Source organism: Candidatus Hydrogenedentota bacterium, from assembly GCA_019637335.1.
Taxonomy (GTDB): Bacteria; Hydrogenedentota; Hydrogenedentia; order Hydrogenedentales; family JAEUWI01; genus JAEUWI01.
The window spans coordinates 294,864-321,553 of record JAHBVV010000003.1 but is presented as its reverse complement, the minus strand read 5'-3'; the positions used below and the strand labels follow the sequence as shown (position 1 = coordinate 321,553).

Annotated in this window: 18 protein-coding genes; 11 read left to right on the top strand and 7 right to left on the bottom strand. The window is 64.1% G+C overall.

All coding sequences use genetic code 11. The features are described 5' to 3' along the window. Positions 1-24: 24 nt before the first annotated feature. Together KF886_06545 and KF886_06540 are read right to left on the bottom strand one after the other, a co-directional pair. The gene (locus KF886_06545) at positions 25-768 is read right to left on the bottom strand and encodes a hypothetical protein (protein ID MBX3176997.1); all 744 of its coding nucleotides are present in this window, start codon (positions 766-768) and stop codon (positions 25-27) included. A 286-nt stretch (positions 769-1,054) separates the two neighbouring features. Then, the gene (locus KF886_06540; GenBank protein ID MBX3176996.1) at positions 1,055-2,383 is read right to left on the bottom strand and encodes a PQQ-binding-like beta-propeller repeat protein; all 1,329 of its coding nucleotides are present in this window, start codon (positions 2,381-2,383) and stop codon (positions 1,055-1,057) included. 218 nt (positions 2,384-2,601) lie between these two features. Between KF886_06540 and KF886_06535 the strand changes: the two genes are divergently transcribed. After that, entirely contained in the window at positions 2,602-2,979 is a 378-nt protein-coding gene (locus tag KF886_06535; protein MBX3176995.1) for a GxxExxY protein, read from the top strand. A gap of 277 nt (positions 2,980-3,256) precedes the next feature. Here KF886_06535 and KF886_06530 read toward each other — a convergent pair whose 3' ends face one another. Both KF886_06530 and KF886_06525 read right to left on the bottom strand, forming a co-directional pair. Continuing rightward, positions 3,257-4,687 carry a DUF1501 domain-containing protein gene (locus KF886_06530; GenBank protein ID MBX3176994.1) on the bottom strand — a complete coding sequence of 477 codons (1,431 nt, stop codon included), beginning with the start codon at positions 4,685-4,687 and terminating at the stop codon, positions 3,257-3,259. A gap of 4 nt (positions 4,688-4,691) precedes the next feature. Continuing rightward, positions 4,692-7,235 (bottom strand): PSD1 domain-containing protein, encoded by a 2,544-nt coding sequence (locus KF886_06525; GenBank protein ID MBX3176993.1) that lies wholly within the window; start codon positions 7,233-7,235, stop codon positions 4,692-4,694. Positions 7,236-7,728: 493 nt separating this feature from the next. Here KF886_06525 and KF886_06520 point away from each other — a divergent pair, with 493 nt between their 5' ends. The 3 genes from KF886_06520 (at position 7,729) to KF886_06510 (ending at position 11,488) form a co-directional block, all read left to right on the top strand. Beyond that, positions 7,729-8,892 carry a WG repeat-containing protein gene (locus KF886_06520; GenBank protein ID MBX3176992.1) on the top strand — a complete coding sequence of 388 codons (1,164 nt, stop codon included), beginning with the start codon at positions 7,729-7,731 and terminating at the stop codon, positions 8,890-8,892. Between the two features lie 450 nt (positions 8,893-9,342). After that, positions 9,343-10,614 (top strand): Gfo/Idh/MocA family oxidoreductase, encoded by a 1,272-nt coding sequence (locus tag KF886_06515; protein ID MBX3176991.1) that lies wholly within the window; start codon positions 9,343-9,345, stop codon positions 10,612-10,614. Continuing rightward, a complete protein-coding gene (locus KF886_06510) occupies positions 10,607-11,488 on the top strand; it encodes an NAD(P)-dependent oxidoreductase (protein MBX3176990.1) in 882 nt (293 codons plus the stop codon). The genes KF886_06515 and KF886_06510 overlap by 8 nt, the downstream gene beginning before the upstream one ends. Before the next feature lie 944 nt (positions 11,489-12,432). Here the strand turns inward: KF886_06510 and KF886_06505 are convergent. The 3 genes from KF886_06505 to KF886_06495 all read right to left on the bottom strand — a co-directional run bounded on the left by KF886_06505 (position 12,433) and on the right by KF886_06495 (position 16,416). Continuing rightward, entirely contained in the window at positions 12,433-14,379 is a 1,947-nt protein-coding gene (locus KF886_06505) for a hypothetical protein (protein ID MBX3176989.1), read from the bottom strand. A gap of 231 nt (positions 14,380-14,610) precedes the next feature. Further along, a complete protein-coding gene (locus tag KF886_06500) occupies positions 14,611-15,339 on the bottom strand; it encodes a phytanoyl-CoA dioxygenase family protein (protein ID MBX3176988.1) in 729 nt (242 codons plus the stop codon). 249 nt (positions 15,340-15,588) lie between these two features. Further along, positions 15,589-16,416 (bottom strand): SDR family oxidoreductase, encoded by an 828-nt coding sequence (locus KF886_06495; protein MBX3176987.1) that lies wholly within the window; start codon positions 16,414-16,416, stop codon positions 15,589-15,591. Positions 16,417-16,574: 158 nt separating this feature from the next. Here KF886_06495 and KF886_06490 point away from each other — a divergent pair, with 158 nt between their 5' ends. From KF886_06490 to KF886_06460, 7 genes are all read left to right on the top strand, one after another. Next, positions 16,575-17,885 carry a Gfo/Idh/MocA family oxidoreductase gene (locus KF886_06490; GenBank protein MBX3176986.1) on the top strand — a complete coding sequence of 437 codons (1,311 nt, stop codon included), beginning with the start codon at positions 16,575-16,577 and terminating at the stop codon, positions 17,883-17,885. A gap of 469 nt (positions 17,886-18,354) precedes the next feature. Next, the gene (locus KF886_06485) at positions 18,355-19,941 is read left to right on the top strand and encodes an isochorismatase family protein (protein ID MBX3176985.1); all 1,587 of its coding nucleotides are present in this window, start codon (positions 18,355-18,357) and stop codon (positions 19,939-19,941) included. A 61-nt stretch (positions 19,942-20,002) separates the two neighbouring features. After that, a complete protein-coding gene (locus KF886_06480) occupies positions 20,003-21,133 on the top strand; it encodes an AAA family ATPase (GenBank protein MBX3176984.1) in 1,131 nt (376 codons plus the stop codon). Further along, positions 21,130-21,828 (top strand): DUF4276 family protein, encoded by a 699-nt coding sequence (locus KF886_06475; GenBank protein ID MBX3176983.1) that lies wholly within the window; start codon positions 21,130-21,132, stop codon positions 21,826-21,828. Before KF886_06480 ends, KF886_06475 begins: the two co-directional genes overlap by 4 nt. Before the next feature lie 48 nt (positions 21,829-21,876). Beyond that, the gene (locus KF886_06470) at positions 21,877-22,056 is read left to right on the top strand and encodes a hypothetical protein (GenBank protein MBX3176982.1); all 180 of its coding nucleotides are present in this window, start codon (positions 21,877-21,879) and stop codon (positions 22,054-22,056) included. A 446-nt stretch (positions 22,057-22,502) separates the two neighbouring features. Beyond that, positions 22,503-26,192: a DUF5011 domain-containing protein gene (locus KF886_06465; protein ID MBX3176981.1), complete on the top strand. Its 3,690-nt coding sequence runs from the start codon at positions 22,503-22,505 to the stop codon at positions 26,190-26,192. 178 nt (positions 26,193-26,370) lie between these two features. After that, positions 26,371-26,655 carry a hypothetical protein gene (locus KF886_06460; protein ID MBX3176980.1) on the top strand — a complete coding sequence of 95 codons (285 nt, stop codon included), beginning with the start codon at positions 26,371-26,373 and terminating at the stop codon, positions 26,653-26,655. The last annotated feature ends 35 nt before the right edge of the window (positions 26,656-26,690 follow it).

Sequence of the window (26,690 nt, the reverse complement as noted above, 5' to 3'; positions counted from 1 at the left end):
TCCGGGCTCGGGAGTGTCCGAACCTCAGTTCCCGCCGCGATCGGGCCGATCGCCGCGTCCCGGACGGTCGCCGCGTTCGCCGCGTTCGCCGGGAGCACCGCCACCCGCACCGCGCGGACCCCGTTGCGTGGCATCGGCCCACTTGGCCTTCTGCTCGTCATTGAGGAGCGGCGCCAGGCTATCGTCCAGGGTCTTGCGCGCCGCCGCCATGGCCTCGCGCACCGCCTCCATGCCACCGCCCGCCGCAGCCTCGTCGCGCGCTTTCGCGCCGGCCTTCACGTAGGCCAGCGTGTGCCCCAGGGCCTCCGCCGACTTCGCTTCATCCAGTTCGAAGCTCAGCAGCACGGCGACCATCTGGTCCCAGCCCCGGGTATTGCCCGCCAACACCGACGCGGCGGACTTCGCCTGCGCCTCGTCCAGCACGCCGGCGAGGGACTCGCTCAGTTTCGCCTGCCGCTCTTCCTGCATCTTGCGAATGGCTTCCCAGTCGCCCCGGGCGCCGCCCTCGGGACGCGGGGCCGCCGCCATTTCCTTCTGGAACGCGGCGTACACTTCGGCCAGTTTGGCGGACTTCTCGGCATCCAATTTCAGATCCGCGGCGACCGTCGCGGCCTGGGCCGCGTCCACCTTGGCCCGGACCTCAGGCGAGACCCCGCCGGGCCGCTGTGGCTGGGCCGTGGCTCCGAAAGCGAAGGCCAGCGCCACGACGGCGCCGAGCGACACACCACGAATGAGCACCTTTTCCGTTAACCCTAAGCCTGCCAACATCTTAGTCTCCTTACGCCGCCCGCCGGGGCGGTATTGGAACCCGCAGCCTTGACGCCCCGCTTTCGGGACATTCATGAGAGTTAGTTCCTTGAAGCGGCCGGTTTCTTCCCTGCCGCCGAAAATTTTTTCTCCGATGTGGCGAAGGTTGTCCCCGGGTCTTCGGGAGACTCTGGGTCGCTTTGCCGCGGACGAGAATCTCCGGGATACTGGCGCGCCTTCGGCGCGGTGGACAGCCGGGACGGCTATCCTACATTTGCTGCGGACAGGGGTGTCTGATTCCAGGTGATCAGCCGCCGATGGCGTAGAGGCGGGCAGAGGTGCGCAGGAGCAGCCGCCCGGGGAGGAGCGCGGGGGTCGCCATGCCCATATCGTCGTCCTGGAGCGGGTTGGAATGCAACAACGTGAACTGATCGCCGGCCTGGAGCACGTGGGTGACGCCATCTTCGCTGAGGCAGAAGATCTTGCCGTCGGCGGCCCAGGGCGAGGTCGTGTAGCCGGAGCCGCGCGGCAGTTTTTCGCCTTCGTAGAGCGGCGCGCCGGTTTTGGCGTCGTAGCAGCTGACGAGCCCCCGGTCGTACAGGACATAGAGCCGTCCCTGGTAGACGAGGGTGGTCGGGTTGTAGGGCGCGGCCATGGGCTGGCTCCAGGCGATCCACTCGTTGGCCGTTTCGCCTTCCGCCAGCGAGATATCGCCCGAGGCGCCGGCGCGGACCGCGTAAATCGGGCGGGCCTTGCGATCGCCCACGTAGCCGGAGCTGAAGTAGAGTAGATCACCTTCGGCGTAGGGCGTGGCGATGGTGATGGAGGACATTCCGCGGAGCGACCAGAGCAACTCGCCTGCGAGATCGTAGGACCGGACGGCGTCGCTGCCGAGGGTCACGAGTTCGGTGCGCTGGCTGTTGGTCCAGATGTAGGGGGTGGACCAGTTGCTGCCTTCCTCGCGGGCCACGCGCCAGGCTTCGGCGCCGGTTTTCGCATCGAGCGCGAGGAGGTAGGACGCATCCTCGTTGTCGTTCTGGATGTAGAGACGTCCGTCGTGCAGCACGGGCGACGCGGCGGTGCCCCAGTTGTACTGCGTTTTGACCGGGGGCATGGCCTTTTCCCAAACCGCGTTGCCTTCGAAGTCGAAGCAGTAGACGCCCAGGTTGCCAAAGTAGACGTAGAGCCGCTCGCCATCGGTTACGGGCGTCTCGGAGGCGTAGCTGTTTTTGAGGTGGCGCGGCGTCCCGGGCTTGCCCTCGTGGACCTGGCGCTCCCAGCGGAGGGCGCCGGTGGCGAGGTCGAGCGCGTAGACCTTCCACTGGTGCACGACATCGGGGGCGTCGGGCCGGTCTCCGCCGAAATAGAGGCCTTTCTTCGGCTCCTCCACCGCGCTCTGGCTTACGACGGAGGTGAGAAAGACGAGGCCGCCCGAAACCACGGGAGACGACCAGCCGCGCCCGGGGATGTCGGCCTGCCAGGCCACGTTTTCCGCCGCGGACCAGGTGTCGGGGAGGTTCGCGCCATCGAGCACGCCCCGCGCGTCCGGGCCGCGAAATTGGGGCCAGGTGTTTGGGATTGCCTGATATGCAGGAATCACGCATAGGCCAACAAGTAAACAGAATGTTCGTATCATGCTTTCACCTCTTCTATAAACAAGATTGTAAGCGCACTTCCAGCAGGAGAATTCGCAGGCGCATTCGGCCTGCGCCAAATAGCAGAGTTCGGACCGCATCACATCTACATCCGCATTCACACATTCGCCGTTGCTTGCCATCTCCAACCCATCACTGTTACCGTTACTTCGTTAAGCAGCGCAAGGAGCTTTGATTATAAAAGGAAGGAGGCAATGCAATGGGCGACCTAATCTATGAGGCCGAAAGTTACGCCATTCGGGGCGCATGCTATGAAGTACACAACGAAAAGGGATCGGGATTTGTTGAATCGGTCTATCAGGAGTGTTTGGAAAAGGAACTCCGGATGCAGGGAATTCCTTTCGTGGCCCAGGTAGAACTCAGGCTTACGTATAAAGGCGAAGATTTGGATCAGACATTCAAACCCGATCTCCTTATTTACGACAAAATCGTCGTAGAGTTGAAGGCTGTGGAAGCGCTCACGAGCAAGCACCGCGCCCAAGTTATGAACTACTTGAAAGCAACCGGGATGAAACTTGCGTTCCTCGTCAATTTCTCGGCCCACCCAAAGGTCGAAATCGTTCGAATTGTCTTATAAGAAGAGTTTTTTGACCACGGATGACACGGATGGCACGGATGAGCGGAAATCCAAGCGCAATTGCGTCGGTTCCAGCGGTTCCTCAGTGTACACGTCACAATCACATTCCTCCAGTCATTTCATTAGCGCCACCATCGCGGCAAGTGCCGGGCGTTAAATTATCAGGGTGGAATATCCGTGTCATCCGTGCTATCCGTGGTCAAAAAACTCAATTCGTAAATCACTTTCGCAGGCAAGAGCAGTCCGGGAGAATACCCCTGCCTGGACTACAATTCCCTCACGCCAATAACTGCTGCTTCACGTTGCCGGCCACATCGGTCAGCCGGTAGTTTCGACCCTGGTGGCGGTAGGTTAGTTTCGTATGGTCGACGCCGAGGCAATTGAGCAGGGTGGCGTGGAGATCGTGGACGTGGATGGGGTCCCGGGTGATGGCGTAGCCGAGTTCATCGGTCTCGCCGATGATCGCGCCTTGTTTGACGCCGCCGCCGGCCATCCACATGCTGAAGGAGAAGGGATGGTGGTCGCGCCCTTCCTTGCCGGGGGTATTGCCGCGGCGGACTTCGTTCATGGGGGTGCGGCCGAACTCGCCGCCCCAGATGACGAGGGTCTCGTCCAGGAGGCCGCGCTGCTTGAGGTCCTTGATGAGCGCGGCGCAGGGCTGGTCGGTCATCCGGCAGTTGGTTTCGAGGTTTTCGTTCAGGTCGCTGTGGTCGTCCCACGTGGAGTGGTAGAGCTGGACAAAGCGCACGCCCCGCTCGACCATGCGGCGCGCGAGGAGGCAATTGGTTCCGAAGGGGCGGGTGATCTCGCGGTCGACGCCGTACATCGCGCGGGTGGCCTCGGACTCATCGGAGAAATCGAGCAGATCGGGGGCGGAGAGCTGCATGCGGAAGGCCATCTCATAGGCCGCGATGCGCGACGCGACTTCCAGGTCGCCGTGGAGCTCCTGGCGCATGGTGTTGAGGTCGCGGATGGCGTCGAGGCGCGCGCGCTGGGTTTCGCGGCTGACGCCTTCGGGACTGGATAGGAAAAGGACGGGGTCGCCGGTGTTCCGGAAGGTCACGCCGCGGTATTCGGAAGGGAGGAAGCCATTCGACCAATTTGAGGCGCCGCCGTCGATGCCCTTGCCGGAGTCGGAGGTGAGAACGATGAACCCGGGGAGGTCGCGGCACTCGCTGCCGAGCCCGTAGCTCACCCAGGAACCCATGGCGGGCAGTCCGAAGCGCGGGACGCCGCAGTTCATCATCAACTGGGCGGGGTGGTGATTGCTGACGTCGGTGTAGAGCGAGTGCACCATGCAGATTTCGTCGGCGATGGTGGCGGTGTGCGGGAGAAAGTCGGAGAATTCCATCCCGCTCCGCCCGTGCCGGGTGAAGGAGCGGGGGCTGGCGAAGACGGTGGCGGTGCTCTTGAGGAGCGGGTCCTTCAGGGAGGCGAGCATGGCTTCGGGCACTTTCTCGCCGTGCCAGCGCTGCATGGCGGGCTTGTGCGACACCAGATCGAGCTGGGAGGGCGCGCCGGCCATGAAGAGGAAGATGACATTGCGCGCGCGGGGCGCGAAGTGCGGCGCGGCGAGGGCGCCCGTGGACTCGCCGGCGCGCCCCTCGGACGTGAGCAGATGATGCAGCGCGATGGTTCCGATGCCGCCCGCGCAATTCCGGAAGAACTGGCGCCGGCTCTGTATTGCCTGGAAGTCGTGCGGTTCCATGGGCCTACTCCCGGTTGATGAATTCGTCGAGGTTGAGCAGGACGCTGGCGGCGATGACCCAGGCGGCGTTTTCGGCGGTGTGCGGCGGGCCCACGGCGCCGGTCACGGGCGGGATGGCCTCCAGCTCGCGGTCGAAGCGCGCGGTCTGTTCTCGGACGAGCGCCTCGATGCGGGCGCGCTCAACGGGGGTCGCCGGGCGCGCGAGCGCCGCACGAAAGAGCCAGTCGATTCGCGCGGCGGGATCGGGGGATTCCACCACGGATCGGGCGGCCAGGGCCTGCGCGGCTTCGAAGAAATTGGGGTCGTTGAGCAGGTTCAGGGCCTGCAGCGGCGTGTTGGAGCGCTCGCGCCGGGTGCAGGGGCGGTTGGGCGCGGCCAGATCGAAGTTCACCAGCTGGCCGTAGGGCGAGGTGCGCTGGATAAAGGTATAGAGCGAGCGCCGATACCGGTCGGGCCCTTCGCTGGGGACCCAGGCGTTGTCGAAGCCTTCCTTCGTGACGCTTTCCGGCTGTGGGGGGCGCACGCTGGGGCCGCCGAGGGCCGGGTGCAGCAGGCCGCTCGCCGAGAGCGCCGCATCGCGCACCTGTTCGCCGGTCAGGCGCAGGCGCTGTTGCCGGCCCAGCAGGGCGTTGGAGGGATCGGCCGCGCGCAGGTCCGGGCGCGCGTGGGAGGATTGGCGGTAGGTGGATGAGAGCACGATCTCGCGGAGAAGCGCTTTCAGGCTCCAGCCGTCTTCCCGGAAGGAGATCGCGAGCCAGTCCAGCAGGTCCGGGTGGCTCGGGAGGGCGCCGCGGACGCCGAAATCGTCCGGGGTGGTGACGAGGCCCTGGCCGAAGAGCTGCTGCCAGATCCGGTTGACGGTGACGCGCGCGGTGAGCGGGTTTTCGGGGGCCACGAGCCAGCGTGCGAGATTGAGGCGATTGGGGTCCGCGGGCGCGTGGATCGCCGACAGTACGGCGGGGACGCCGGGGGTCACCGGGGCGCCGGGGGTTCGGAAGTCGCCGCGCTCGAGGATACGGTTGGGGCGCGACACGCGCGCGGCGCGCATAGCGGGGGCGCGGCTCATCGGCGGCAGTTCGCCGGCGAGCGCATCGAGTTCGCGGACGATCTCCCCCACCTTCAGCGCCTGAAAGGCCTCGGGATCCATGAGCTCGCCGTGGCGCAGGAAATAGTTCTGTATGCGGAAGCGATCGGTCTGTGTGCGATCGGCGGGCGGCGTCTGGACGATGATCGCGCCTTCGAGCTGGCCCTCCGCGCCCGCATCGCCCTGGCCCCAGACTAGGCCCAGCACTTCCCAGGCTCGGTCCCAGCGGGCATCGGGGCCGCCGGGGTTGCGCGCGGCGTGAAGCAGCTTCTCCTCCCACCGGGCCTGGAGCGCGTCCAGCTCGCCGGCGACGGGAGCCAGCAGCGCCTCGCGCCGGGCGACATAGCCGGGCCAGGCCGCCGCGCGGGCCGCCGCCTCCTCACCGAGGGGCGCGTCGACGTTTACTTCGTCGGCGTTGTTGAAGAAGGCGTAGATCTGGAAGTAATCCCGCTGGGAGATGGCGTCGTACTTGTGATCGTGGCACTGAGCGCATTCCAGGGTCAGGCCAAGCCAGACGGTTCCCAGGTTGCGCGTGCGGTCGAAGGTCTGGAGCGTGCGGAACTCTTCCAGGGCCGCGCCGCCCTCACGGTTGCTGAGCGTATTCCGCAGGAATCCGGTCGCAATGTGATCCTGCACCGTGGCGTTGGGCAGCCGATCCCCCGCGATCTGGCGGACGGTGAACTGGTCGAAGGGCATGTCCGCGTTCAGGGCGTCCACCACCCACTGGCGGTAGCGCCAGGCGTTCGGGCGGATGAAATCGGAGAGGTAGCCGTCGCTGTCTGCGTACATCGCCAGATCGAGCCACCAGCGCGCCCAGTGCTCGCCGAAATGCGGCGACGCAAGCAGTTCGTCCACGAGGCGCTCCCAGGCGTCGGGGCGGTTGTCGAGCACGAATCGATCGGCGGCATCCGGCGCGGGCGGGAGGCCGGTCAGATCGAGGTGAATGCGGCGGAAGAGCGTGCGCCGGTCCGCCTCGGGCGCAGGCGCGAACCCGGCGGACTCGAGGCGTGCGAGGATGTAGCGGTCGATCGGGCTCCGGGGCCAGGCCGCATTCCGGACGGGGGCCGGAACGACGCGGACGGGCGGGGTGTAGGCCCAGTGGCCCTCCCAGGGGGCGCCGCCGTCGAGCCACTGGCCGATGAGATCGATTTGGGCCGGCGACAGGGTCTTGCCGGAATCGGGCGGGGGCATCTTATCCGCGCCCGGGTCGGTGATCCGCTGGAAGAGCGCGCTCGCACTTCGGCCGGCGCCCTGGCCCAGCACGGCCGCAGCGCCTTCTTCCGTATCGAGGCGCAACCCGGCCTTGCGGGTCCCCGCGTCCATGCCGTGGCAGTGGAAACAGTTCTCGGAGAGGATGGGCAGGATATCCCGCGAGAAGCGGGGCGAATCGGCGGCGCCCCCGAGGCACACCGCGCCGGAGCACGCGAGAACGATCGCTGTACGAATGGCCGCGCCAGCCCGCATAGGTCGACTCCGCATCGGCTGCCCGGAAAACGCGCCGCACGCCCCACGGGCCCCGCGGGAGGCGGCGTGATCAGTATAAGAAGGCGGCGTGGTTCATGCAATGTGTGGTGTGGGGAGTTTTTGTGGGTACAGCCGTTCATGACGCGTAGCGTCGCCCGTTAAGGATGAAAATGGACGGCGGCTTCGCCGCCTGGCAGGCGGGGACGCCTGCGCTCCCAGCCTTTGCCGCTTCCTTGGGGGAGATGCTGTAATCTGGTTTGGATGAGGCTGTTGTGGTGAGGCTGAGGCGCTTTTTTCGGAGTAGCCACCGGCTGGGTCAGGAATTTTGTTCCATGGCGTACGCACACCTGCCAGCCGGAGGTGGTCCCCGCCGCGCCAGCCGGGGGCGACCGCTACTGAGTCACGCCAGGCGCGGTTGTTGACGGGCGGTGTCCGGAATGGCTATCGTCGGGCTGAGGGCGATAGTATTCGGCAGACGGAGTGACGCGCAGTCATGAATATCAGGAACAGGGTAATCGTGATTTGCCTGGTGGCCGGGCTTGGGCTGGGCGGGTTGTGGATCTACCAAACCGCAGGTAACCTCGAACGCAATGCGCATGTGGTTTTGTATCCCGACGGGACGCCCGTGCCGGAATCTGAACTGGCCTGGGTGGCGACCCTTGCCGATGCGCTGGCGCGGGAAGCGGGCGACCCGTGGTTGCGTGAGCGCGTGGACCAGGCCGGCGTCCGCGGCGCCTACAGCACGCTGCACCACGAAGGCGCCGTCCGTGGCGTAGTCTTTGGCGTCCATCTGACGACGACGCCGGTCTTCCCGATCACAACGCCGTCGGGAACGTATTACGTCAACCGCGACGGCGATCTCTTGCTTCGCCCGCCCAACGATTTTCACGTGCCCCAGCCATTCCACGAGGGGCTGGCCGCCGTGGGGAGCATTTCTCCGGACGGAGTTTCGGGCGGCCCTTCCTTTCGCTACATCAACGAAAATGGGGATACCGCCATACCGGGGCCTTTCGCCAGCGCCCTCCCCTTCTCCGGCGGTGTCGCGGTGGCCAGCGCCGTTACGGGGGACGGGACCGTGCGTTATGGCGCCATTGATCGTGCAGGCGCCTGGCTGATCGAGCCGAAATTTAACAGCCTCTTCGAGTTTTCCGATGGCCTCGCCGCCGCCCAGATCGATAACCCGGATCACAGCGCCAGAATCGCGGGCTTCATCGATCCCACCGGCGAATTCGTCGTGACGCTCGACAAGGTGCAGCGCATGAAGAGCTCGCACCGCGGCGGCCTCGCCCTCGTCTGGCGAACGGAGCCGCCCTACTACATCTTCGTCGATCGCGGAGGGAACACGGTCTTGACGCCCGACTACGATCAGGTCGAACCTTTCCACGAGGGCCGGGCCGCCGTGATGGCCGGGGATCGATGGGGCTTTATCGATACGGAGGGCAACGAGGCCATCCCGCCGCAATATCCGTGGCTTCCGCCCCCCTTCGACAACGGCATGGTCGCGCTGATCCAGACACCGCACTGGGCGAACACGCTGGCCCGCTTCAAGGCCGAGCAATTTGAACTCGAGTATGAGGAGGGCGACGTGTCCGCGGAGGATACCGTCTTCAAAATTGTGTTTACCGATGAAAAGGGCAACGTGATAGACGGAGATTGAGCATGGGTTCCTGGGGTGCAGCCGCTCATGACGCGTTGCGTCATCCATTGAGGATGAAAAGCCGGTTGGTTCGCAACCGGTACACAGCCGGGACGGCTGTGCCAAGTTCTTTGCACGCTTCACCTTGGTTCGTAAGAGTACCTTTGAAGGAATGTGGCACAGGCGTCCCGCCTCTGTGTTTTCGGAGCGGTCGCTCATGACGCGTTGCGTCATCCATTGAGGATGAAAAGCCGGTTGGTTCGTAAGAGTACCTTTTTTCGGGTACAGCCACCGGCTGGATCAGGGCCCTTGTTCCATGGCGTGCGCACACCTGCCAGCCGGAGGCAGTCCCCGGCGCCGGCGCGAATTAATCGACCAGTCAGGGCCTCTTTTTTATTGCGCGCCACCGTTTTTTTCGGGCATTATGGCCGGCGGGCACGCGCGAACCGCGCAAACAGGAGCTTGGATGCGATGCGAGTTTCACGGAGAACAGCTTTGAAGGCGGGCGCCGCCGCCAGCGCGTTGGCCTGGTCCATTGGCGGGCGCGCCCGCGCGCAGGACGCGCCCGTGCGCCACGCCGTAATCGGAACCGGCGGCATGGGAACGAACCACCTGAACGGCTTCGCCCGCACCGAGGGCTGCCAGATCGTGGCTGCCTGCGATCTCGATCCGGAGCGCCGCGCCAAGGTGGAGGCCTGGTGGGCCGGCAAGTTCGACGCGACCATGTACACCGACTTTCACGAGTTGCTCGCGAACCCGGACATCGACAGCGTCTCCATCGCGACGCCGGACCACTGGCACACGCCCGTCGCGCTGCACGCCCTGCTTGCCGGAAAGCACGTGTACGTGGAAAAACCGTGCTCACACAATATTCACGAAGCGCTCGTGCTTGAGCGCGTCGCGCGCGAAACCGGCCTGTGCGTACAGCACGGCACCCAGCACCGCAGCGGGGCGGGTCCGAAGGAGGCCGTGCGCTTTCTCCGCGAGGGCGGGCTCGGCAAGGTGCGCATGGCCAAGGCCATCAACCACCAGCTTCGCAAGCCCATCGGAATCGCCGAGGAGGAGGAGCCGCCCGCCGGCGTGGACTACGATCGCTGGCTCGGCCCGGCGCCCGTGCGCCCGTACACCCGAAACCGCTGGCACTACAACTGGCACTGGTTCTGGGACTATGGGACCGGCGACACCGGCAACGACGGCGTCCACCAGATCGACATGATGCGCTGGGGCATGGGCGCGGGCCTGCCGAAGCGCGTTACCTCCGTCGGCGCACAGCTTTTTTACGAGGACGACCACGAAACCCCGGACACCCAGACCGTGATCTTCGAATATGACGGCATGCACCTGATGTACGAAATGCGCCTGTGGACCGACTACAAGATGGAAGGGCACGACAACGGCGTGCTTTTCTATGGCGACAAGGGCAGGCTCGAAGTCGGCCGCGAGGGATGCTTTGTCTCGCTGATTGGTGAGCCGGAAAAGCGCCGCCTCGGCGACTCCCACGACTTCAGCGAAAACGTCCGAAACTTTGTTGCCTGCGTCAAGGCCGGCGCGCCGGAACGGCTCAATGCGCCCATCAGTGAAGGCGCCATCTCGACCATCCTGTGCCATCTCGCCAACATCGGCACGCGCGTGGAACGCCCGCTTACCCTGGGCGAAAACGGCGCGCAGGCGGTGGGCGACGAGGCGGCAAGCGCGCTCTTCACGCGCACGTACCGCGAGGCTTACGAACTTCCCAATGCCTGACGCGGCGGAACAGCCGGCGATCGGCCTGATCGGGCTCGGTTTGCTCGGTAAGGCGATCGCTTCGCGGCTCATCGGCGCGGGCCACATCGTGTACGGGTGCGATATCGATCCCGCCGCATCTGAGGCCGCCGCGGGCCTGGGCGTCGCCGTGCTGCCGGATCATGGCGCGGTCGCGAGGTCGTGCCGTGTAATGCTGCTCAGCCTGCCGAACTCCACCGTGCGCCAGGACCTGCTCTGGGGCGGCGGAAACCTCGCGGCGTCGCTCGAAGCAGGCGCGCTATTGCTCGACACGACCACGGGCCGCCCGGACGACACCGAGGCGGACGCCGCGCGCCTGGCTGCCAGTGGCGTGGACCTCGTGGATGTCTGCGTGCTCGCCTCCAGCCGCCAGACCGCCGCCGGCGAAGCGGTGCTTCTGGTGGGGGACACGGAGGCGGATGCGGTCGGGTATGCGCCTGTGCTGGAGACCTTCGGGCGCACGATCTTCTATCTCGGCCAGCCCGGCGCCGGTTGCCGTATGAAGCTCGTCGCGAATCAGGCCCTGGGCCTCAACCGGCTCGTGCTCGCGGAGGCCCTGGGGCTCGCGGAGAAGCTCGGGCTCGACCTCGACACCGCCCTGGCGGTCCTGCAATCGGGTCCCGCCGCGTCCCGCGTGATGGAGACCAAGGGCGCGCGGATGATAGCCCGCGATTTTGCCCCGGAAGCCCGCCTCGCGCAACACGCCAAGGACGTCGGCCTGATCCTCGAACTCGGAGAGACCTGCGGCGCCGATCTCCCCGTGAGCCGCCTGCACCGCGACATCCTGGCGCGCCTTATCGAGCAGGGTTACGGCGGCGAGGACAATTCCGCCGTCGCGCGCGCGTTTCGGGATTAGCCCGGATGGCGCTCCACGACCAGCGCCGCCCACCGCCGGGTGAGGGTGTCCAGGCAAAGGGCGGGGCTGTGGATGAATCCAGGAGCCGGTCGTAGTACATCCCATCGAGCCCGAGGGCGCCACCACTCGGCCCATAGAATCATCGCGACATTCTCCATCGGAGCGCGCCCGCCGCGCGTCATGTATCACCCCAATGACATGTAAAATGCGCTAGAGTCAAGGCAAAAATGGAGGGTTCAAGAAATGGATAAGGCAACCCGAACAGAACGCCGAATCGAAAAGATAAAACAGGCGCTGGGGGAGCTGGGCGACATGCGTTAGGTCGTATAGGGAAAATGGTTCGTATTATTATGCAGTATAGACCGAATGTATTCGAAGAGCAAGTGACATTGGCTCATCCGGTTTGAAGGTACATCGGCAACGATGGCGGCAAATAGGAGTAGTTTGCTCGGTTCTCTTTTCCGGGCGGCGATGCTATATGCGAATACAAGATTCCTTGGGCCTGGTCTGTAGCGCAGACGGTATATTCGGCAGCAGAACTGGATGCCAGCGCACGCTTTCGGCCCGAAGGGCCAATGCAGTTTTCAGCCCCGGGCAACGCCCGGGGTTTGAGTGGTGTGTTTCTTATACGCCCTGAAAGGGCAGCGCAGTCGAATTTCAGAAACGCTGGGCTGGCTCACCACTGCGCTGCCCTTTCAGGGCGTGGAAGGTGGTGTCCCCGTGTTCCCTGGGCGCTGCCCAGGGCTGGGAGCTGCACTGGCCCTTCGGGCCGAAAGACCAGAGGAATCGATTTCGCCAACAGAGGCTCTTACCGGCATACATTGACGGTTCCGGATAAATCGGGCACGGAGAAACGCCTGTGAATAGTCCCGTACGCTCAAACCGGATGAACCGTGACATTCCATACGACCCATACGCCTTATAAGACTCACTATCCACCCCCCTCACCGCACCACCACCCGCAATATCGTATCCACCGCGTCCAGCGGGACCCCCTGCATATCCACCGTCAACCGCTTACCCTCTTGCGCAAACGACACCGCATCACCCCCCGGCGCCAATTCCACCGCCAAAACCTTCTCCGCTACCGGGGCCACATCCAGCAACCGCCGCTCGAACAACCCCCGCTTGCCAACCCCATTGCTCAAAACATGCAGGTAAATATCCCCGGTACGCGGCTGCCGCACCACATACCCCCAATCGTAGTGAGTGGCGCTTAGCGGCAGGGTCCCCAGGATTGAATCTTTCCGCGGCTCCAGCCATTCCGCGATGGCCCGGTGCAGGTTCACCATGTGATAGTCGCCTTCCAGTGTCGGCGTCGTATCCAGGTCCACACTCCGTGGCGCTTCCAGATTCGCCGGTTCCGCCAGCATCGAAACAATCACCTTGCACCATTCCGCCGCGTCCATGTACTCCTTCCAGGGCAGCTTCCACGAGTCCACGGGCATGTACTTCGGGTTGTTCCCCAGCAAGGGCGTCGGCGGCCAGTGGCCCCAGTACGAATCCGTCTGAAATGAGCCGTGCACTTGCAGAATATCCAGATCGCCGCACTCGTAATCCCGCGCCCGAATGTCGTTGTTCACGGTGATGAGACAATCCGGGTCCAGCGTCCGAATCAGGCTGAAAAGCACGTCAAATTCCACCGCCTCCTTCCCGAGCGCCAGCGAGCTGTCGAACCACCAGAGCACGGGTTCATTCTGGCGCATAAAAAGCTCCAGCGCCTCGTGCATGTTGTCCACATGGCCCAAGGCATCGGGGGCGATATCCCGGTAGTCGTGTACGTTGATGTACTGCGCAAAGCGGATGCCCGCCGCACGCAACGCATCGCGGTACGCCAGCATCTCAGGCGCTCCCGCGATCTGCATCGCACCCGCATTGTCCTTGTGCCAGAAGCTGAAGGCCGTATACGCCTGCCAATCGTACCCCTGGCGGGTCAGGAAGCCGATCTGCTCCGCCGCGTGATCCCAGGCCCAGTGCGTCTCGTCCGATCCCCCGTGGTGCCGCAGGCTGCCGAGGCGGTTGCCGGTCTCCCACCACAATTCGGTCGGGCGGGGCCTAATGTGAAGGGTGTATTCCCCGGACGTCTCCAGCGGCGGACTCGCGCTGTCGCGAACCCGCACAAGCACCCGGTGCGCGCCCACCGCCCCGCTTCGCCCGCCCAGCTCGCCCTCCGCGGCGTCCAACGTAAGCCCCTCGGGCAATCCGTCCACCTGCCAGTGGTAGGGTGGCGTTCCGCCCCGTGCCAGGAGACGAAAGGGGGAGGCGCTCGGGTTCTCCCACGGGAAATCGCCGCCGGGATTCCGCACATCGAGCCACACATAAGGCTGGTCGTTGTAGCCGTCGGGAAGGCCCGGCGTGACCACGTCCAGCGTGCCAGTGGATGGCGTATCCGGCGAATACGCCAGCCCGTTCACGGGCCGTCCCTCCCGATCGGTCAAATTGAAATAGAAGCCCCAGGCCCGCCGTCCGCCCACGGCCTTCACCAGCACGGTGTTCCATCCGGCATTCAGCGTGATGGCCGCCATCTCGGCATCCCGCTGGGCCTGCCTGGCTTCCGGTTGTTCCAAAGTGATTTCACCGTTCAGCCAGACCTTCGCCCGGCCCCGGGCGCGAAAGCGCAAAGTCACCGACTGCTCGGCGGGCGACCAGATGTAGGTCCCGCAATAGGCAACGCTGTTCGCCGCGCCACCGCCCGGCCCGCCTTCACGGCCGTCCATGAAAAACGTATAGAGGTCGTTGTAGTCATCATAGCTGCGGCAGTAATACCGGTCGTCAAAATAGCGCCAGGGCGTTCCGCCAACCGTCTCCCCCAGCGCGGGCGCCAGCGAGGCCTCTCCGGCAACAGCCGCGGCGTCATAGCCGTCCGCGCCCCCCGCAAAGGGCCCCAACACGGCCCACGTGCAAACACGGCGCGCAGGGCCATCGGCGGAAGCTGCCAAGGAACTGAGCATCACCAGGGCAGGGACAGTGGCTGCAAACACGCGATAGGTAGTTGGCATTGGAAAACCTTTCAGGAAAATCTAGACTCCTAAAGGAGACAACGCGGCGCGGCTGTCTCGTTCGCTGGCCGGGTTTGCGGTGCGCCAACACAAGGCGCCCTAGATGACCGTGCATGCAAATCTCTACGCACACCAATCCGGCCACGCCAACGGCGCGTCGAGCGCCGCCGCACAATACTCGATGTGAAGCACCCGCCGCCGACCCGGCGCCACCGCTTTCCGAGACCCATGAACCAGCAGCGGCCGCATGGCCAATACATCACCGGCAATTGCGGGGCACGCAACCGCGCGGCCCTCAAGGTGCATCGCGCGAAGCTCGCTTGCCCCAATCCGGCCTTGCCGGTGGCTACCGGGAACCACTTCCAGCGCACCATTCTCCACGGGGCAATCGTCCAAATGGAGGCGTAGCGCCACAATCTGCTGCAACAACGCCACCGGGGGCTGAACATGAGGTACGCCCGCTTTCACTGACCAGTGTGTATACCCCGGTACCTCGGCTCGGTTTCGAACCGTGATCGTCAGGTCCTGGTGCAGCGGCAAGGTCCAGTTGGCCTCTGGGCGCTTGTCGAAGTACGTTGCCTTCGTGGCGCGCGCTTCCGGCCCGGCAAGTTCCCGAGCAAGTTGCAAGAGCGGTCCTTCGGATGCCATGGCGAGCAATCGTGAATTAACCGCAAAGACATCTCGCGCGGCGTAAATCGACCCTCCGCGAGCGTGCAATTTGTCGTGGTCGGCCACCCGTTCCAGTTCTAACGAAATTGCGTTGAGCAATCCAGCCTCCACGACGCCCGGCACCCGCACGAACCCATTTACAGCGAATTCTTCCGATAAATTGTTGGTAGTATCTACAGTCATAGCCTGTAATTCACCCAGTCCAGCCATAATCACACACGACCAATGCCCGCGCCAACGGCGATCCAGCGCATCCAGCGGCGCCAGTCCGCGAGCCGGCGAATTTTTCCGGATAATTATGGCACACTTACAGACACGGAACCGCCCGCAGGGGCCCTTTCGCATCAGAGGGGTTTGCTCATGTCGTATGAAGATTCCGCTCCGCCGACGTTGCCACGGAATTTCGATTCGGGCCTCCCCATCGCGGCACTGCTAGTCCGTCGGCCCGCCCGGTTCCCCATGCCCCCGGAACGCATCCATCGATCCGTAGATCCCCAGCAGCCGCCCGCAGATCGCGTCGAACACCGGCGCCGGGAGCGCGTGGTAAAGCACCGGCACGAGGTTGACGATCCACGGCATGCGCGTGATGCGCTGGTTCCGCTCGATCGCGCGCACGATGCGGTCGGCCACGTACGCCGGTTCGAGGATTGGCGCCGTGATCGGCGCGCGCACCCCGGCAAACATGCCCGTGTTGATATAGCTCGGACAGATCGTGCTCACCCGCATTCCGGCTTGCCTCCGCAACTCCACCCGGAGCGACTCCGAAAACCCCAGGCAGGCCCACTTGCTCGCACCGTAGGTCGTGAGGCGCGGCACGGGAATCAGGCCCGACGCCGACGCGATGTTCACGATATGCCCGGCGCCGCGATCCAGCATCGCCGGCAGCAAGGCCCGCGTCGTGTGAATCACGCCCAGCACATTCACGCGCACCGTGGTCTCGATCTCGGTCGTGTCCTGCTCGGCGAGCGGTTTCCCGGTGACCACCCCGGCATTGTTCACCAGGATGTCCACCGGCCCCCCGGCCAGCCCCGCCGCCGCCGATTCCGCGATCTGGGCCGGATCGCCCAGGTCAACCGACCGCCATTCCACCGCCACGCCGTCCGTCGCAAGCGCTTCCGCGACTTCGCGCAGCGCGTTCTCGTTAATATCCCAAAGGATTACCCGCGCGGCCCCGCGCCGCACGCAGCGCTCGGCCAGCAGCCGCCCAACGCCGCCCGCCGCGCCGGTAATCAGCACGTTCTTCCTGTAAATGTCGGTCATGCGCCTCCATTGCATGGTCCGGGCTGTGGCCCGGGTTGGACCTCGCCCGGTTCGAGAGGGTAGCATATCCGAAGCGCCGCGCGCCGCAACAAACCGCCGCCGCGCGGCGCCTGGCAGGCAAGCCGAAGCTCCGACCACGAACGGGAGGCAACCACCCCATGCAAGACCCCATCTCACGCCGATCCTTTACCAAAGCGTCCTTCGCCGCCGCCGCAACCGGCCTGGCCGGCGCCGCGCGCGCGCAGAGCACGCCGAGCCCCAGCGAAAAGATCCGGCTCGGCTTCATCGGCGTCGGCAACCGCGGCGGCCAGCTCATCGACGCCTTCCTGGAACACGACGACATGGAGATCGTCGCGATCTGCGATGTCTACGAGCCGTACCTCGCCCAGCAGAAGGAGCGCATCGGCGGGAACGTGGAGACGCACAAGGATTTCCGCAAGATCATCGACCACCCCGGCATCGACGCCGTCGTCATCGCCACGCCCGACCACTGGCACGCCATCCAGACCATCGACGCGTGCAACGCCGGCAAGGATGTCTACGTCGAGAAGCCCCTCTCCATCACCATCCACGAGGGCCGCAAGATGGTGGAGGCCGCCCGCCGCAACAACCGCATCGTGCAGGTCGGCACGCACCGCCGCTCCTCGCCGCTGTACCACCGCCTGCACGAGGTCGTGTCCTCCGGGACGGTGGGCCACGTCTCCGTCGGCCGTTCCTACCGCCTGAGCAACATGTACCCCAATGGCATCGGGAAGCTGCCGATGTCCGATCCCCCGAAGGACCTCGACTGGGACCTGTGGCTCGGCCCCCGGCCCGCGCGCCCCTACCAGGACAACATCGCGCCCTACAAGTTCCGCTGGTGGCATCTCTATTCCTCGCAGATGGGGAACTGGGGCGTGCACTATCTCGACGCCAGCCGCTGGATGACCGGGGACCTCGCGCCTTCCTCCATCTGCGCCATGGGCGGGCGCTTCGTCATCGACGACGACCGCACCATACCGGACACCATGGAGGCGGTGTTCCAACTGCCCTCCGGGCGCCTGTTCATCTTCGGCCAGTACGAGGCCAGCGGCAACCCCGCCCTGCGCGCGGGCGAGGTGGAGTTGCGCGGCACCCAGGGCACGGTCTACGTCAGCGGCAACAAGTACGAGATCTTCCCCGAGCGCGGCGGACAGTTCCACGATCGCGACTGGCGCATGGAGAAGATGGAAGATTCCGACGCGGGCAGCAACGCCCAGTTGACCGCGCACCACGCCCGGAACTTCCTCGATTGCGTCCGCTCCCGCGAACTGCCCAACGCCGACGTCGAAATCGGCCACCGCTCGACCACCTTCAGCCTCCTCGCAAACATCTCGCTCGCCACCGGCATCCGGCTGGAGTGGGACGCGGAAAAGGAACAGATCACCAACAGCAAGGAAGCCAACGACCTGCTCCACTACGAATATCGGGGCGACTGGAAGTTGAGTTGACAGTTGACAGTTGACAGTTGACAGTTGGCGGTTGGCGGTTGGCGGTTGGCGGTTGGCGGTTGACGGTTGACGGTTGACGGTTGGCGGTTGGCGGTTGGCGGTTGGCGGTTGGCGGTTGGCGGTTGACGGTTGACGGTTGGCGGTTGGCGGTTGGCGGTTGGCGGTTGGCGGTTGGCGGTTGGCGGTTGGCGGTTGGCGGTTGGCGGTTGGCGGTTGGCGGTTGACGGTTGACGGTTGACGGTTGGCAGCTGTCAATAGAATGTAGGATAGGCGTCCCGCCTGTCCACATGGGCCAACGGCCCACATGAAGTAGGATAGGCGTCCCGCCTGTCCACATGGGCCAACGGCCCACATGAAGTAGGATAGGCGTCCCGCCTGTCCACGCTGGCCGCAGGCCCGTGTGGACACTGGCTGGATCGGTGGCCCATACCCGAATTAGCCACGTAGTGGCGACGGAAAGAACACAGCCATGCCATTCATTAACCTCGCAACGCGCGCCATGGCCCTCGCGGCCCTCGCAATGCTCCTCGCACCCCTGGCCTCCGCCGAACCCCTCGCCCTCCACACCCGCGGCCTGGTAAAGACCTCGGAATGGGTTCCGCCGCCGAAGGGCCACACCAAGCTCGATCCGCCCGTCAGCCAGCGCCCCTACACCTTCGTCTACAAAACCGCCGAATGGGACCCGGCCAAGACGGCCATCATCGTGTGCGACATGTGGGACACATTGAAGAATCAGATCCCCGCCGACCGCGTCGCCGAGCTGGCCCCGCGCATGAACGGCGTGCTCCAGGCCGCCCGCGCGCGCGGCGTGCTCATCATCCACGCCCCCAGCGGCACAACCGACTTCTACGCCGGCACGCCCCAGCGCGCGCGCTGCCTCAACGCCGCGCCCGTCGAGACCGACCCGCCCCTCCAGTGGAACCACCTCAACCCCGACCGCGAGGCGCCGCTCCCCATCGACGATTCCGACAACGGGTGGGAGGGCCCCCTCATCGAAGAGCAGAAACAGACCCGCCAGCACCCCGCCATCGAAATCGGCGAGGAAGACGCCATCGGCGAGGGTAAGGAAGTCTACTACCTGCTCAAAGAGCGCGGCATCGAGAACGTCATCCTCATGGGTGTCCACACCAACATGTGCATCCTTGGCCGCCCCTTCGGAATCCGCCAGTTGTCCTACCTGGGGATGAACGTGCTCCTCATGCGCGACATGACCGACAGCCTCTACAACCCCGAAATGGCGCCGAAGGTCAGCCACTACCGCGGCACGGAACTGGTCATTGAGCACATCGAAAAATACTGGTGCCCCACCGTGCTCAGCACCGACTTCACCGGCGAGCCCGCCTTCCGATTCAAGGGCGACCCGCGCCCGCACGTGGTCTTCGTCGTGAGCGACGACCACTACCACGCCGACAAGACCCTGCCCGAATTCGCGCAGATCCTCCGTGAGGAACACGGCATCCACGCCACGGTGCTCCACGGCGAGGGCGGGCACAACATCCCCGGCACGGAAAACCTCCAGACTGCCGACGCCGCCGTGGTCTACGTGCGCCGCCTCGGCCCGCCCCCGGCCCAGATCCAGGCCCTGAAGGACTACGTGGCCTCCGGCAAGCCCCTCGTCGCACTCCGCACCGCCAGCCACGCCTTCAAACTCAAGAACGCGCCCGACGGCAGCTACGAGGTCCCCGAGGGCCAGGCCGAATGGCCCGACTTCGATCCCGCCATCCTCGGCGGCAGTTATCGCGGCCACGAGGCCAACGACCTGGAATCCGACATCCGCAACATAAACAACGACCACCCCATCATGGAGGGCGTCGAACCCGCCGAATGGCACAGCAAGGGCTCCCTCTACAACGCCGCCCCCATCGCGGACGACGCCATCCTGCTCCAGGAAGGCACGGTCCCCGGCGTCGTCGAGCCCGTCACCTGGATCCGCGAAGCCACGGACGGCCGAGGCAAGGTGTTCTACACCAGCCTCGGCTACCCCGACGACTTCCAGGAGCCCGCCTTCCGGCGATTGCTCGTGAACGCGATTGACTGGGCGCTGGGGCGCCGATAAAATTGGCTCCTGGGGATATTCAATACTCCAGGTCATCAAGCATCGAAATCAGGGATTCATGATGAGAAATCGTCTCAGACGAGTCAGGATCAGGGGTCTGCGAACCATATTTGATTCGGACAACGTCTCCCTTGGCGACATTACCGTTCTCATCGGCGCAAACGGCGCGGGCAAGTCAAATTTTGTTTCGTTCTTTCGGCTGGTGTCGTGGATGGTTGGCTCGGGGAAACTCGCTGAATACGTGCAACTTTACGGGCCCGCGAGCAATCTTCTGTCCGACGGCCAGGACGTCACGCGGGACCTATCCGGCGAGATCGAGGTTGAGACCGATGCTGGAGTATATGAATACGCCTTCCGGCTGACATACGCAGCCGGAGATCGGTTCGTGTATACGGAAGAGCGCTGGCGCTTTACGCGAAGCGGGAACGCGGCTCCCGAATGGCAGGAACGCGGTGTGGGCCATACCGAGTCGCAACTACTGGCGGCCGCCGAAAACGGCGACGAAACCGCACGCGTAATCCGCAACCTGCTGCAGCGCAATATCGTATACCAGTTCCACAACACATCGGATACGGCACGCATCCGTGGGAAATGGGCAACGAACGACAACAGGCACCTCAAGGAGGATGCCGCCAATCTCGCAACAGTATTGCTTCGCCTTCGTGAAGAGCGATCAGAATACTATCATCGTATTGTTGTAACTATACGGCGAATATTGCCATTTTTTGCGGATTTCGAGTTCGACCCCCACTCGCGACAACAAATTCTCCGGTGGAGCGAACATTTTACCGACCGAATATTCGACGCGTCTCAGGCGGCCGATGGAATGTTGCGTGTCATGGCCTTGTGTACGCTGCTATTGCTTCCAGAGGACGAATTGCCCAATACAATCATACTGGATGAGCCAGAGCTGGGGCTTCACCCTTCGGCAATCGCAATTCTGGGCGGATTGGTCCGTTCCGTGGCCAACGACACTCAGGTGGTGCTTGCAACGCAATCACCCGCGCTCGTGGACTGCTTTGAGCCGGGCGACGTTCTGATCGTGGACCGCTCTCCGGCCCCCGGCGACAATGGACGCCAAGGGAGAAAGTCCAGTTTTCGCAGGCTTCCCCTGGACGAATTAGACGAGTGGTTGGAAGAGTACACCGTTTCCGAGTTGTGGGGGAAGAACGTCTTCGGCGGGCGGCCATGAAGTGGGCCCGATTGAACGTGGTGGTCGAGGGACAGACGGAGGAGACCTTCGTCACGGAAGTACTTGGGCGTCACTTGAGCGGGTTTTCCATCGCAGTGTCCGTGCGAATGGTGGGTCATCGAGGTCGCCAATCTCGGAAATACAAGGGCGGCCTGAGGCATATAGCACCGCTGATCGAGGATCTACGACGGTGGATGCGGGAGGATAAGGCTTCTGACGCCTGTTTCTCCACCATGGTGGACTTGTACGCGTATCCAAGTGACGCGCCCGGATTGAAAGAGGCGTGTGGCTTGCCCCCCGGAGACAAAGTAATTGCGCTTGAGACCGCCCTTGCCGCCACTGTTGGTGATAGGCGATTCATCCCGTACATCCAATTGCATGAATTCGAGACCCTCCTTTACAGCGATCTTGGTAAATGGGCGGTGCAGTTTCCCGGGCGCGACGATGCCATTCAGAGGCTTAAAGAGGATGTGGCGCAGTTTTCGGATGTGGAGTTGATCAATGATGGGCTTCTGACAGCGCCTTCCAAGAGAATTCTGAAGTTTCTGCCCGAGTACCAGAAAGTCGTTTCGGGCAGTGTTCTGGCAATCGAGATCGGAATCACGCGCATTCGGAATGCGTGTCCCCATTTTCACGATTGGGTCTGCAAACTGGAGGAGCTTTCTCAAGTCGTGGGCGTAGAATCCGAGGGATAACGGCCAGGTGGAGTTTCAACCTGCTGAGGCAGGAAAACCGCACCGCGCGTGAGAGCGCTGATCTCTGAGAGGGACGTTTGGACGACATCCAAACGCCTTGCGGCGGAGCGCGCCACGGACGGGCGAGGCAAGGTGTTCTACACCAGACTCGGCTACCCCGACGACTTCCAGGAGCCCGCCTTCCGGCAACTGCTCGTGAACGCGATCGACTGGGCATTGGGGCGTTGAGGGAGGCGGAAGGGGCGTGCGAAGGCGGCCCGCCCCCATCGCGCCGCCAGACGCATACGGATTGCAGAGATTTCCGCGATCCTGCGATTCACGCCCATTTTGACCGAAACACGCCTCCCTTTCGCGAGTCGCGCCGTCCCGCCGGGGTGATATCCACGATTGACAAGTGGCCCGGCGCCTTCTATACTGGCCCTACTATTACGGTGGCCACACGGCCATTGTTGGATATGGCTGGCAGAGATTGGGACCGGTGCGGGCGCGCGGCGCAAACGGAGCGCGGCAACTCGTTCGGATACACAGACCAAGGTGGGGGTTGCCCTATGCGCGCGAATTCGATGCCCGGTTTTCCGGGGACCAGTAGAAGCTGCCGGATCGGTGGGTGGACACGCTTGTTGCTCGCGGCTATCCTCGGCGCGGTCGCAAGTGCGTCCGGCAGCGATGAGGCAATGTATACCATCGATCTCATCGGGCCGCCCGTAATCTATGTCGATTTGGGCGCCGCCTTTACCGATCCCGGGGCCATCGCCACGGAGCCCGGCGGGAACTCAATATTCAATGTGCCCGCCGATACGAGCGCGGTGGACACGTCGGCGTACGGCGAATACACCGTCTACTATACCCTGACCGGCCCGTCGGGCGGCGTGGCGGCCACCGAGACCCGTCTCGTTCGGGTGTGGCCGAGTTTGACGCTGTCCGTTCGCGGTTACGGCGTCACGTCTCCGCAGGAATATTTGCCGCACTACTACGCGCCGGGGTCCACGGTGGCGATTGTGGCAGAGGAAACCCCGTACACACATTTCGTTGGCTGGGAAGGCGACGCCGTTGCGGATCCGGCGTCGGCGGAAACGACGGTGCTGCTCGACACGTCCAAGGCGGTAACCGCGGTCTTTGAGAATGGGTACCGCGTCGTGTTTCGGGTGGAGGGCCGGGGCGCCCTGCGATATACGCTGGGCGGTGAGACCCGGACCGTGGCGGAAGCGGATGGGCCGGTTTCCCTCATCGTGCCTCTGGAGACCTTTACGATTCCCCTGGCCGCGGCGCCCGATCCCGGATGGGAGTTCTGGCAATGGCGATACGGCGGTGGAGACGGCTATGGCAATGCCGATGCACAGTACGTTCCGGGCTTCGAGTTTTACGTCTGGCGCCACGACGAAATCACGGCGCTGTTCGCACCCGAAGGCGCGGTGGAGTTCACCGCGATCACCATCGAGCCGGCATTGGGAGGACTCACTGTGCCTCCGGCGGGAACATATCAGGTCCCCTGCTACGCGGCAACGGACCTCGACTGTGTTCAAGCATGCCAGGACGGCCTTCCCCTGCCGGAGGGCTGCGGCGATTGTGAGCATAGCGTATTCCCAGTTCAGGCCGAGCCAGAGTTGGACTGGCGGTTTCAGCGGTGGTACACAATATCAGGTGGGGAAATATCCAGCTCGCCATACTATTATGTTGAAGCAAACGCGCCCACAACCATCGCCCCGTTCTTCGCCGAACGGCGCGGATTGCGGTTCATCGATCTCCTGGGTGACCTGCGCCAGTTTTTGATTGAAATCGGCGAGTTGGGGCTTGAAGACGATGGGTATGATCTTGATCGCGACTGGGGCGGTTTCTGGACCGGCGCGTCGGGGGTTCTGAACTTCACGGGAAATGGAATTCCGGACGTTGCGGAATTCGCGCTCCTGCTCACTATCCTGCACGACACGCGCCTGTACGATTCCAAGCGCGACGCAAGCCATATCACAGTATGGCGGGCCTTCTCCGAGAACCAGCGCCAGGCGGCCCACGATCTCGCCGGGCGGGGCAACGCCGCCGTGAACACGGTAGCCTCCTACATGACGCTGGGAAGCTACGGGCACCGCCTGCGTATCGCTTCCCTGGTGGAAGAACACTACGGGATCGTGCTCGATATCGACCGGTACGCGGCCAATGCCGAGCCCTACCTCGGCCCGGATCGGGACCTGGACTTTGACGGTCTGACCAACGCCGAAGAGTGGGCGTTGATCACGACAGGCGACGACTTCGGCTGGGACCCGGACCTGCTTCGGGTCTGGCGGTTTCCGAACCGGGCCTTGTCCGATCAACTGCCGGGATCGCCCATCCCGGATGCGCCTGAATGCGGGTGTCCCGGCGGTCTGGAGAGCGCCGGCTCTCTCACCATCGGTTCTGGCCCAGGCCTCAATGTAACCGCGCACGTTGTCTGCGAAGGTCCGCTCCTGCCCGGCGCGGAAACCGACGTTCGATTGGGACGCACCGTGGCATTGTCCGCTCGCGGCGGGGACGCGCGCTTCCAATTCTGGTCCGCGCCGGACACGCTCCTTGACGGGAGCACCCGTCCGGCCGACCGGTTCATGCACGTCAATCCCGGCCAGGAAGTGCGTGCGATCGCCATGCCGCCGGCGGATCTGGTGGTTCGCTCGGGCAATTTCCGGCTCGAGGGAACGCCGGCAACCGAGGAAAGCCTTCCGGGCGGAGCGACGCGTATCCGGGGCCTCCTCGGAGACACCATTCGGATCACCAACCTGGAGGGCGGCGGGTGGGCGGCGGATGGCGGCAATTGGACCACCCACGCCCCGTACGCAACCATCAGGCTGGGCTACGGCGCAACGGAACTCGATACGACCGCGCCAACGGGAGGACACCGGGTTCCCCTGATCGCGGCGCACGAGGGCGCCGGCCAGGTTTTCGCCGCGGTACCCGGCGCCGAAGCGGGCGGCAGCCCCTTCCTGGACACCGCCGTCGGGCCCGCGGGCGGCTGTAACGGATCCGGAGCTCCGGAAACCCGTTACGCGCAATTCACCGCCATCCCCAATCCCGGTTGGAGGTTTACGCGATGGAGCACCGGCGAGACCGAGGACACAATCACGGTTCCCTATACGTGCAACGGGCCGGTCGCCATTGCGATTTTCGAGGAAATGGCCCGTCTTACACTGGACGCCGCCATCGCCGGTTCGCCCGCGGGCAACGCGGCCTGCGCGGGCTACGCCGTCGCAATGCCGGCCAGCGCACACTACAGCGCGGATGAGACCGTGGCGATAACAGCCATTCCCCAGCCCGGTTACACCTTTGTCATGTGGCAGGGGGCCGGAACGGCCGCCATCGATTCGGACGGGACCCGGGTCGCCTTGTACGGGCGGACCGATAGCACTCTCTATCTCGACATGGGCGACCTCGAGGGCCGCCCGGCCAGCCGGCGGGTAACCGCCCTGTTTAAGGCGGAAGGCGCCGTCGGAGAAGGAGAAGGAGAAGGTGAAGGTGAAGGTGAAGGTGAGGGTGAGGGTGAGGGTGAGGGTGAGGTGGTCATCCAGGCAGACTTCGAGGCGACTCCTCGAAGCGGCGATGCCCCACTGGCCGTGGACTTCGCCGACAGAACGCAAGTTCGCGGCGTCACCGTGGCCAGTTGGTTCTGGCAGTTCGGAGACGGCGCCTTCGGGAACACCCGCAATCCGCGGCATATCTACCTGCGGCCCGGTGAATATAGCGTCTCCCTCACCGTCGTGGCGAACAATGGCGCAACGGACACCAAGATCCGGACAAATTATATCGTTGTCGCCGGAGAGGAAAACACGGGCAGCCTCCCCGACATTGCCGCCGCTCTCCTCGCGACGTTGATTGTGGCCGACACAGACGGCGATGGATTTCTATCCTTGATCGAAGCCCAGCATGCCAGGGCTGGCCTCACCGTGGCGCAGTTTCTCGAAATCGACCTGAATAGAGATGGCCTGCTCAGCGTATATGAGCTATACGCCCAACTCGAATCCGGTGAAGGTGAAGGTGAAGGTGAAGGTGAAGGTGAAGGTGAAGGTGAGGGTGAGGGTGAGGGTGAGGGTGAGGGTGAGGGCGAGGGCGAGGGCGAGGGTGAGGGCGAGGGCGAGGGCGAGGGCGAGGGCGAGGGTGAGGGTGAGGGTGAGGGTGAGGGTGAGGGCGAGGGTGAGGGCGAGGGCGAGGGCGAGGGCGAGGGTGAGGGTGAGGGTGAGGGCGAGGGTGAGGGGGAAGGTGAGGGTGAGGGTGAACCAACCGGTTGTCCGCCCGCCGCCAAGGTTTTCTCGGACGGCTTCCGGCGGCACATCGGCGATGTGTTCCTGCTTGGATTCGTGCTGATATCGCTGCTGGCTATGCGGGGGCGAGGCCCACAAATGTAACGAAAGCGATGCCGTTGGCCTGGCCCCGAACGACGAATCCGGTAGGCGTGAATGCCTGTTCGGGAAGTGCTGCGCCGCCCTGCGGGATTCTCGGGGATTTCCGGGGCAAACGTGGAATAAAAGGTCCAGAGATGGGCCATTCCCAGGAAGGGTGGTCCGTTGGAAAGGGCGGATTGAGATGAAGTACGACAAGGAAGAAAAGGCGATCCTCGCGGCGCTGGAAGACGATATACTGTCGCTATCTAAACCCGACCCGGCGGAACTTGCCGCCATCAAGGCGGCCGCGACCAGTACGTTCAAAAAAGATCGGCGGGTTACGATTCGCCTTTACGACCACGATTTTCGTGGCATCCAGAAGAAGGCGCTGGAAATGGGGGTGCCCTACCAGACCCTGATCTCGGGGTTGATTCACAGCTACGTCGAGGGCGATCTGAAGCTGAGATCCGCGCGAGACGAGAAGTAGCGAGATTGCCGGGAATTGCTACGGCGCCCTGTGAG

What these genes read in the sequence shown, in the direction of transcription:
- KF886_06490 (MBX3176986.1), top strand. Translation starts at nt 16,575, where the DNA reads ATGCAAGACCCCATCTCACGCCGATCCTTTACCAAAGCGTCCTTCGCC.
- KF886_06500 (MBX3176988.1), bottom strand. Translation starts at nt 15,339, where the DNA reads ATGACTGTAGATACTACCAACAATTTATCGGAAGAATTCGCTGTAAAT.
- KF886_06465 (MBX3176981.1), top strand. Translation starts at nt 22,503, where the DNA reads ATGTATACCATCGATCTCATCGGGCCGCCCGTAATCTATGTCGATTTG.
- KF886_06535 (MBX3176995.1), top strand. Translation starts at nt 2,602, where the DNA reads ATGGGCGACCTAATCTATGAGGCCGAAAGTTACGCCATTCGGGGCGCA.
- KF886_06480 (MBX3176984.1), top strand. Translation starts at nt 20,003, where the DNA reads ATGAGAAATCGTCTCAGACGAGTCAGGATCAGGGGTCTGCGAACCATA.
- KF886_06475 (MBX3176983.1), top strand. Translation starts at nt 21,130, where the DNA reads ATGAAGTGGGCCCGATTGAACGTGGTGGTCGAGGGACAGACGGAGGAG.
- KF886_06510 (MBX3176990.1), top strand. Translation starts at nt 10,607, where the DNA reads ATGCCTGACGCGGCGGAACAGCCGGCGATCGGCCTGATCGGGCTCGGT.
- KF886_06495 (MBX3176987.1), bottom strand. Translation starts at nt 16,416, where the DNA reads ATGACCGACATTTACAGGAAGAACGTGCTGATTACCGGCGCGGCGGGC.
- KF886_06545 (MBX3176997.1), bottom strand. Translation starts at nt 768, where the DNA reads ATGTTGGCAGGCTTAGGGTTAACGGAAAAGGTGCTCATTCGTGGTGTG.
- KF886_06540 (MBX3176996.1), bottom strand. Translation starts at nt 2,383, where the DNA reads ATGATACGAACATTCTGTTTACTTGTTGGCCTATGCGTGATTCCTGCA.
- KF886_06515 (MBX3176991.1), top strand. Translation starts at nt 9,343, where the DNA reads ATGCGAGTTTCACGGAGAACAGCTTTGAAGGCGGGCGCCGCCGCCAGC.
- KF886_06520 (MBX3176992.1), top strand. Translation starts at nt 7,729, where the DNA reads ATGAATATCAGGAACAGGGTAATCGTGATTTGCCTGGTGGCCGGGCTT.
- KF886_06525 (MBX3176993.1), bottom strand. Translation starts at nt 7,235, where the DNA reads ATGCGGGCTGGCGCGGCCATTCGTACAGCGATCGTTCTCGCGTGCTCC.
- KF886_06485 (MBX3176985.1), top strand. Translation starts at nt 18,355, where the DNA reads ATGCCATTCATTAACCTCGCAACGCGCGCCATGGCCCTCGCGGCCCTC.
- KF886_06460 (MBX3176980.1), top strand. Translation starts at nt 26,371, where the DNA reads ATGAAGTACGACAAGGAAGAAAAGGCGATCCTCGCGGCGCTGGAAGAC.
- KF886_06530 (MBX3176994.1), bottom strand. Translation starts at nt 4,687, where the DNA reads ATGGAACCGCACGACTTCCAGGCAATACAGAGCCGGCGCCAGTTCTTC.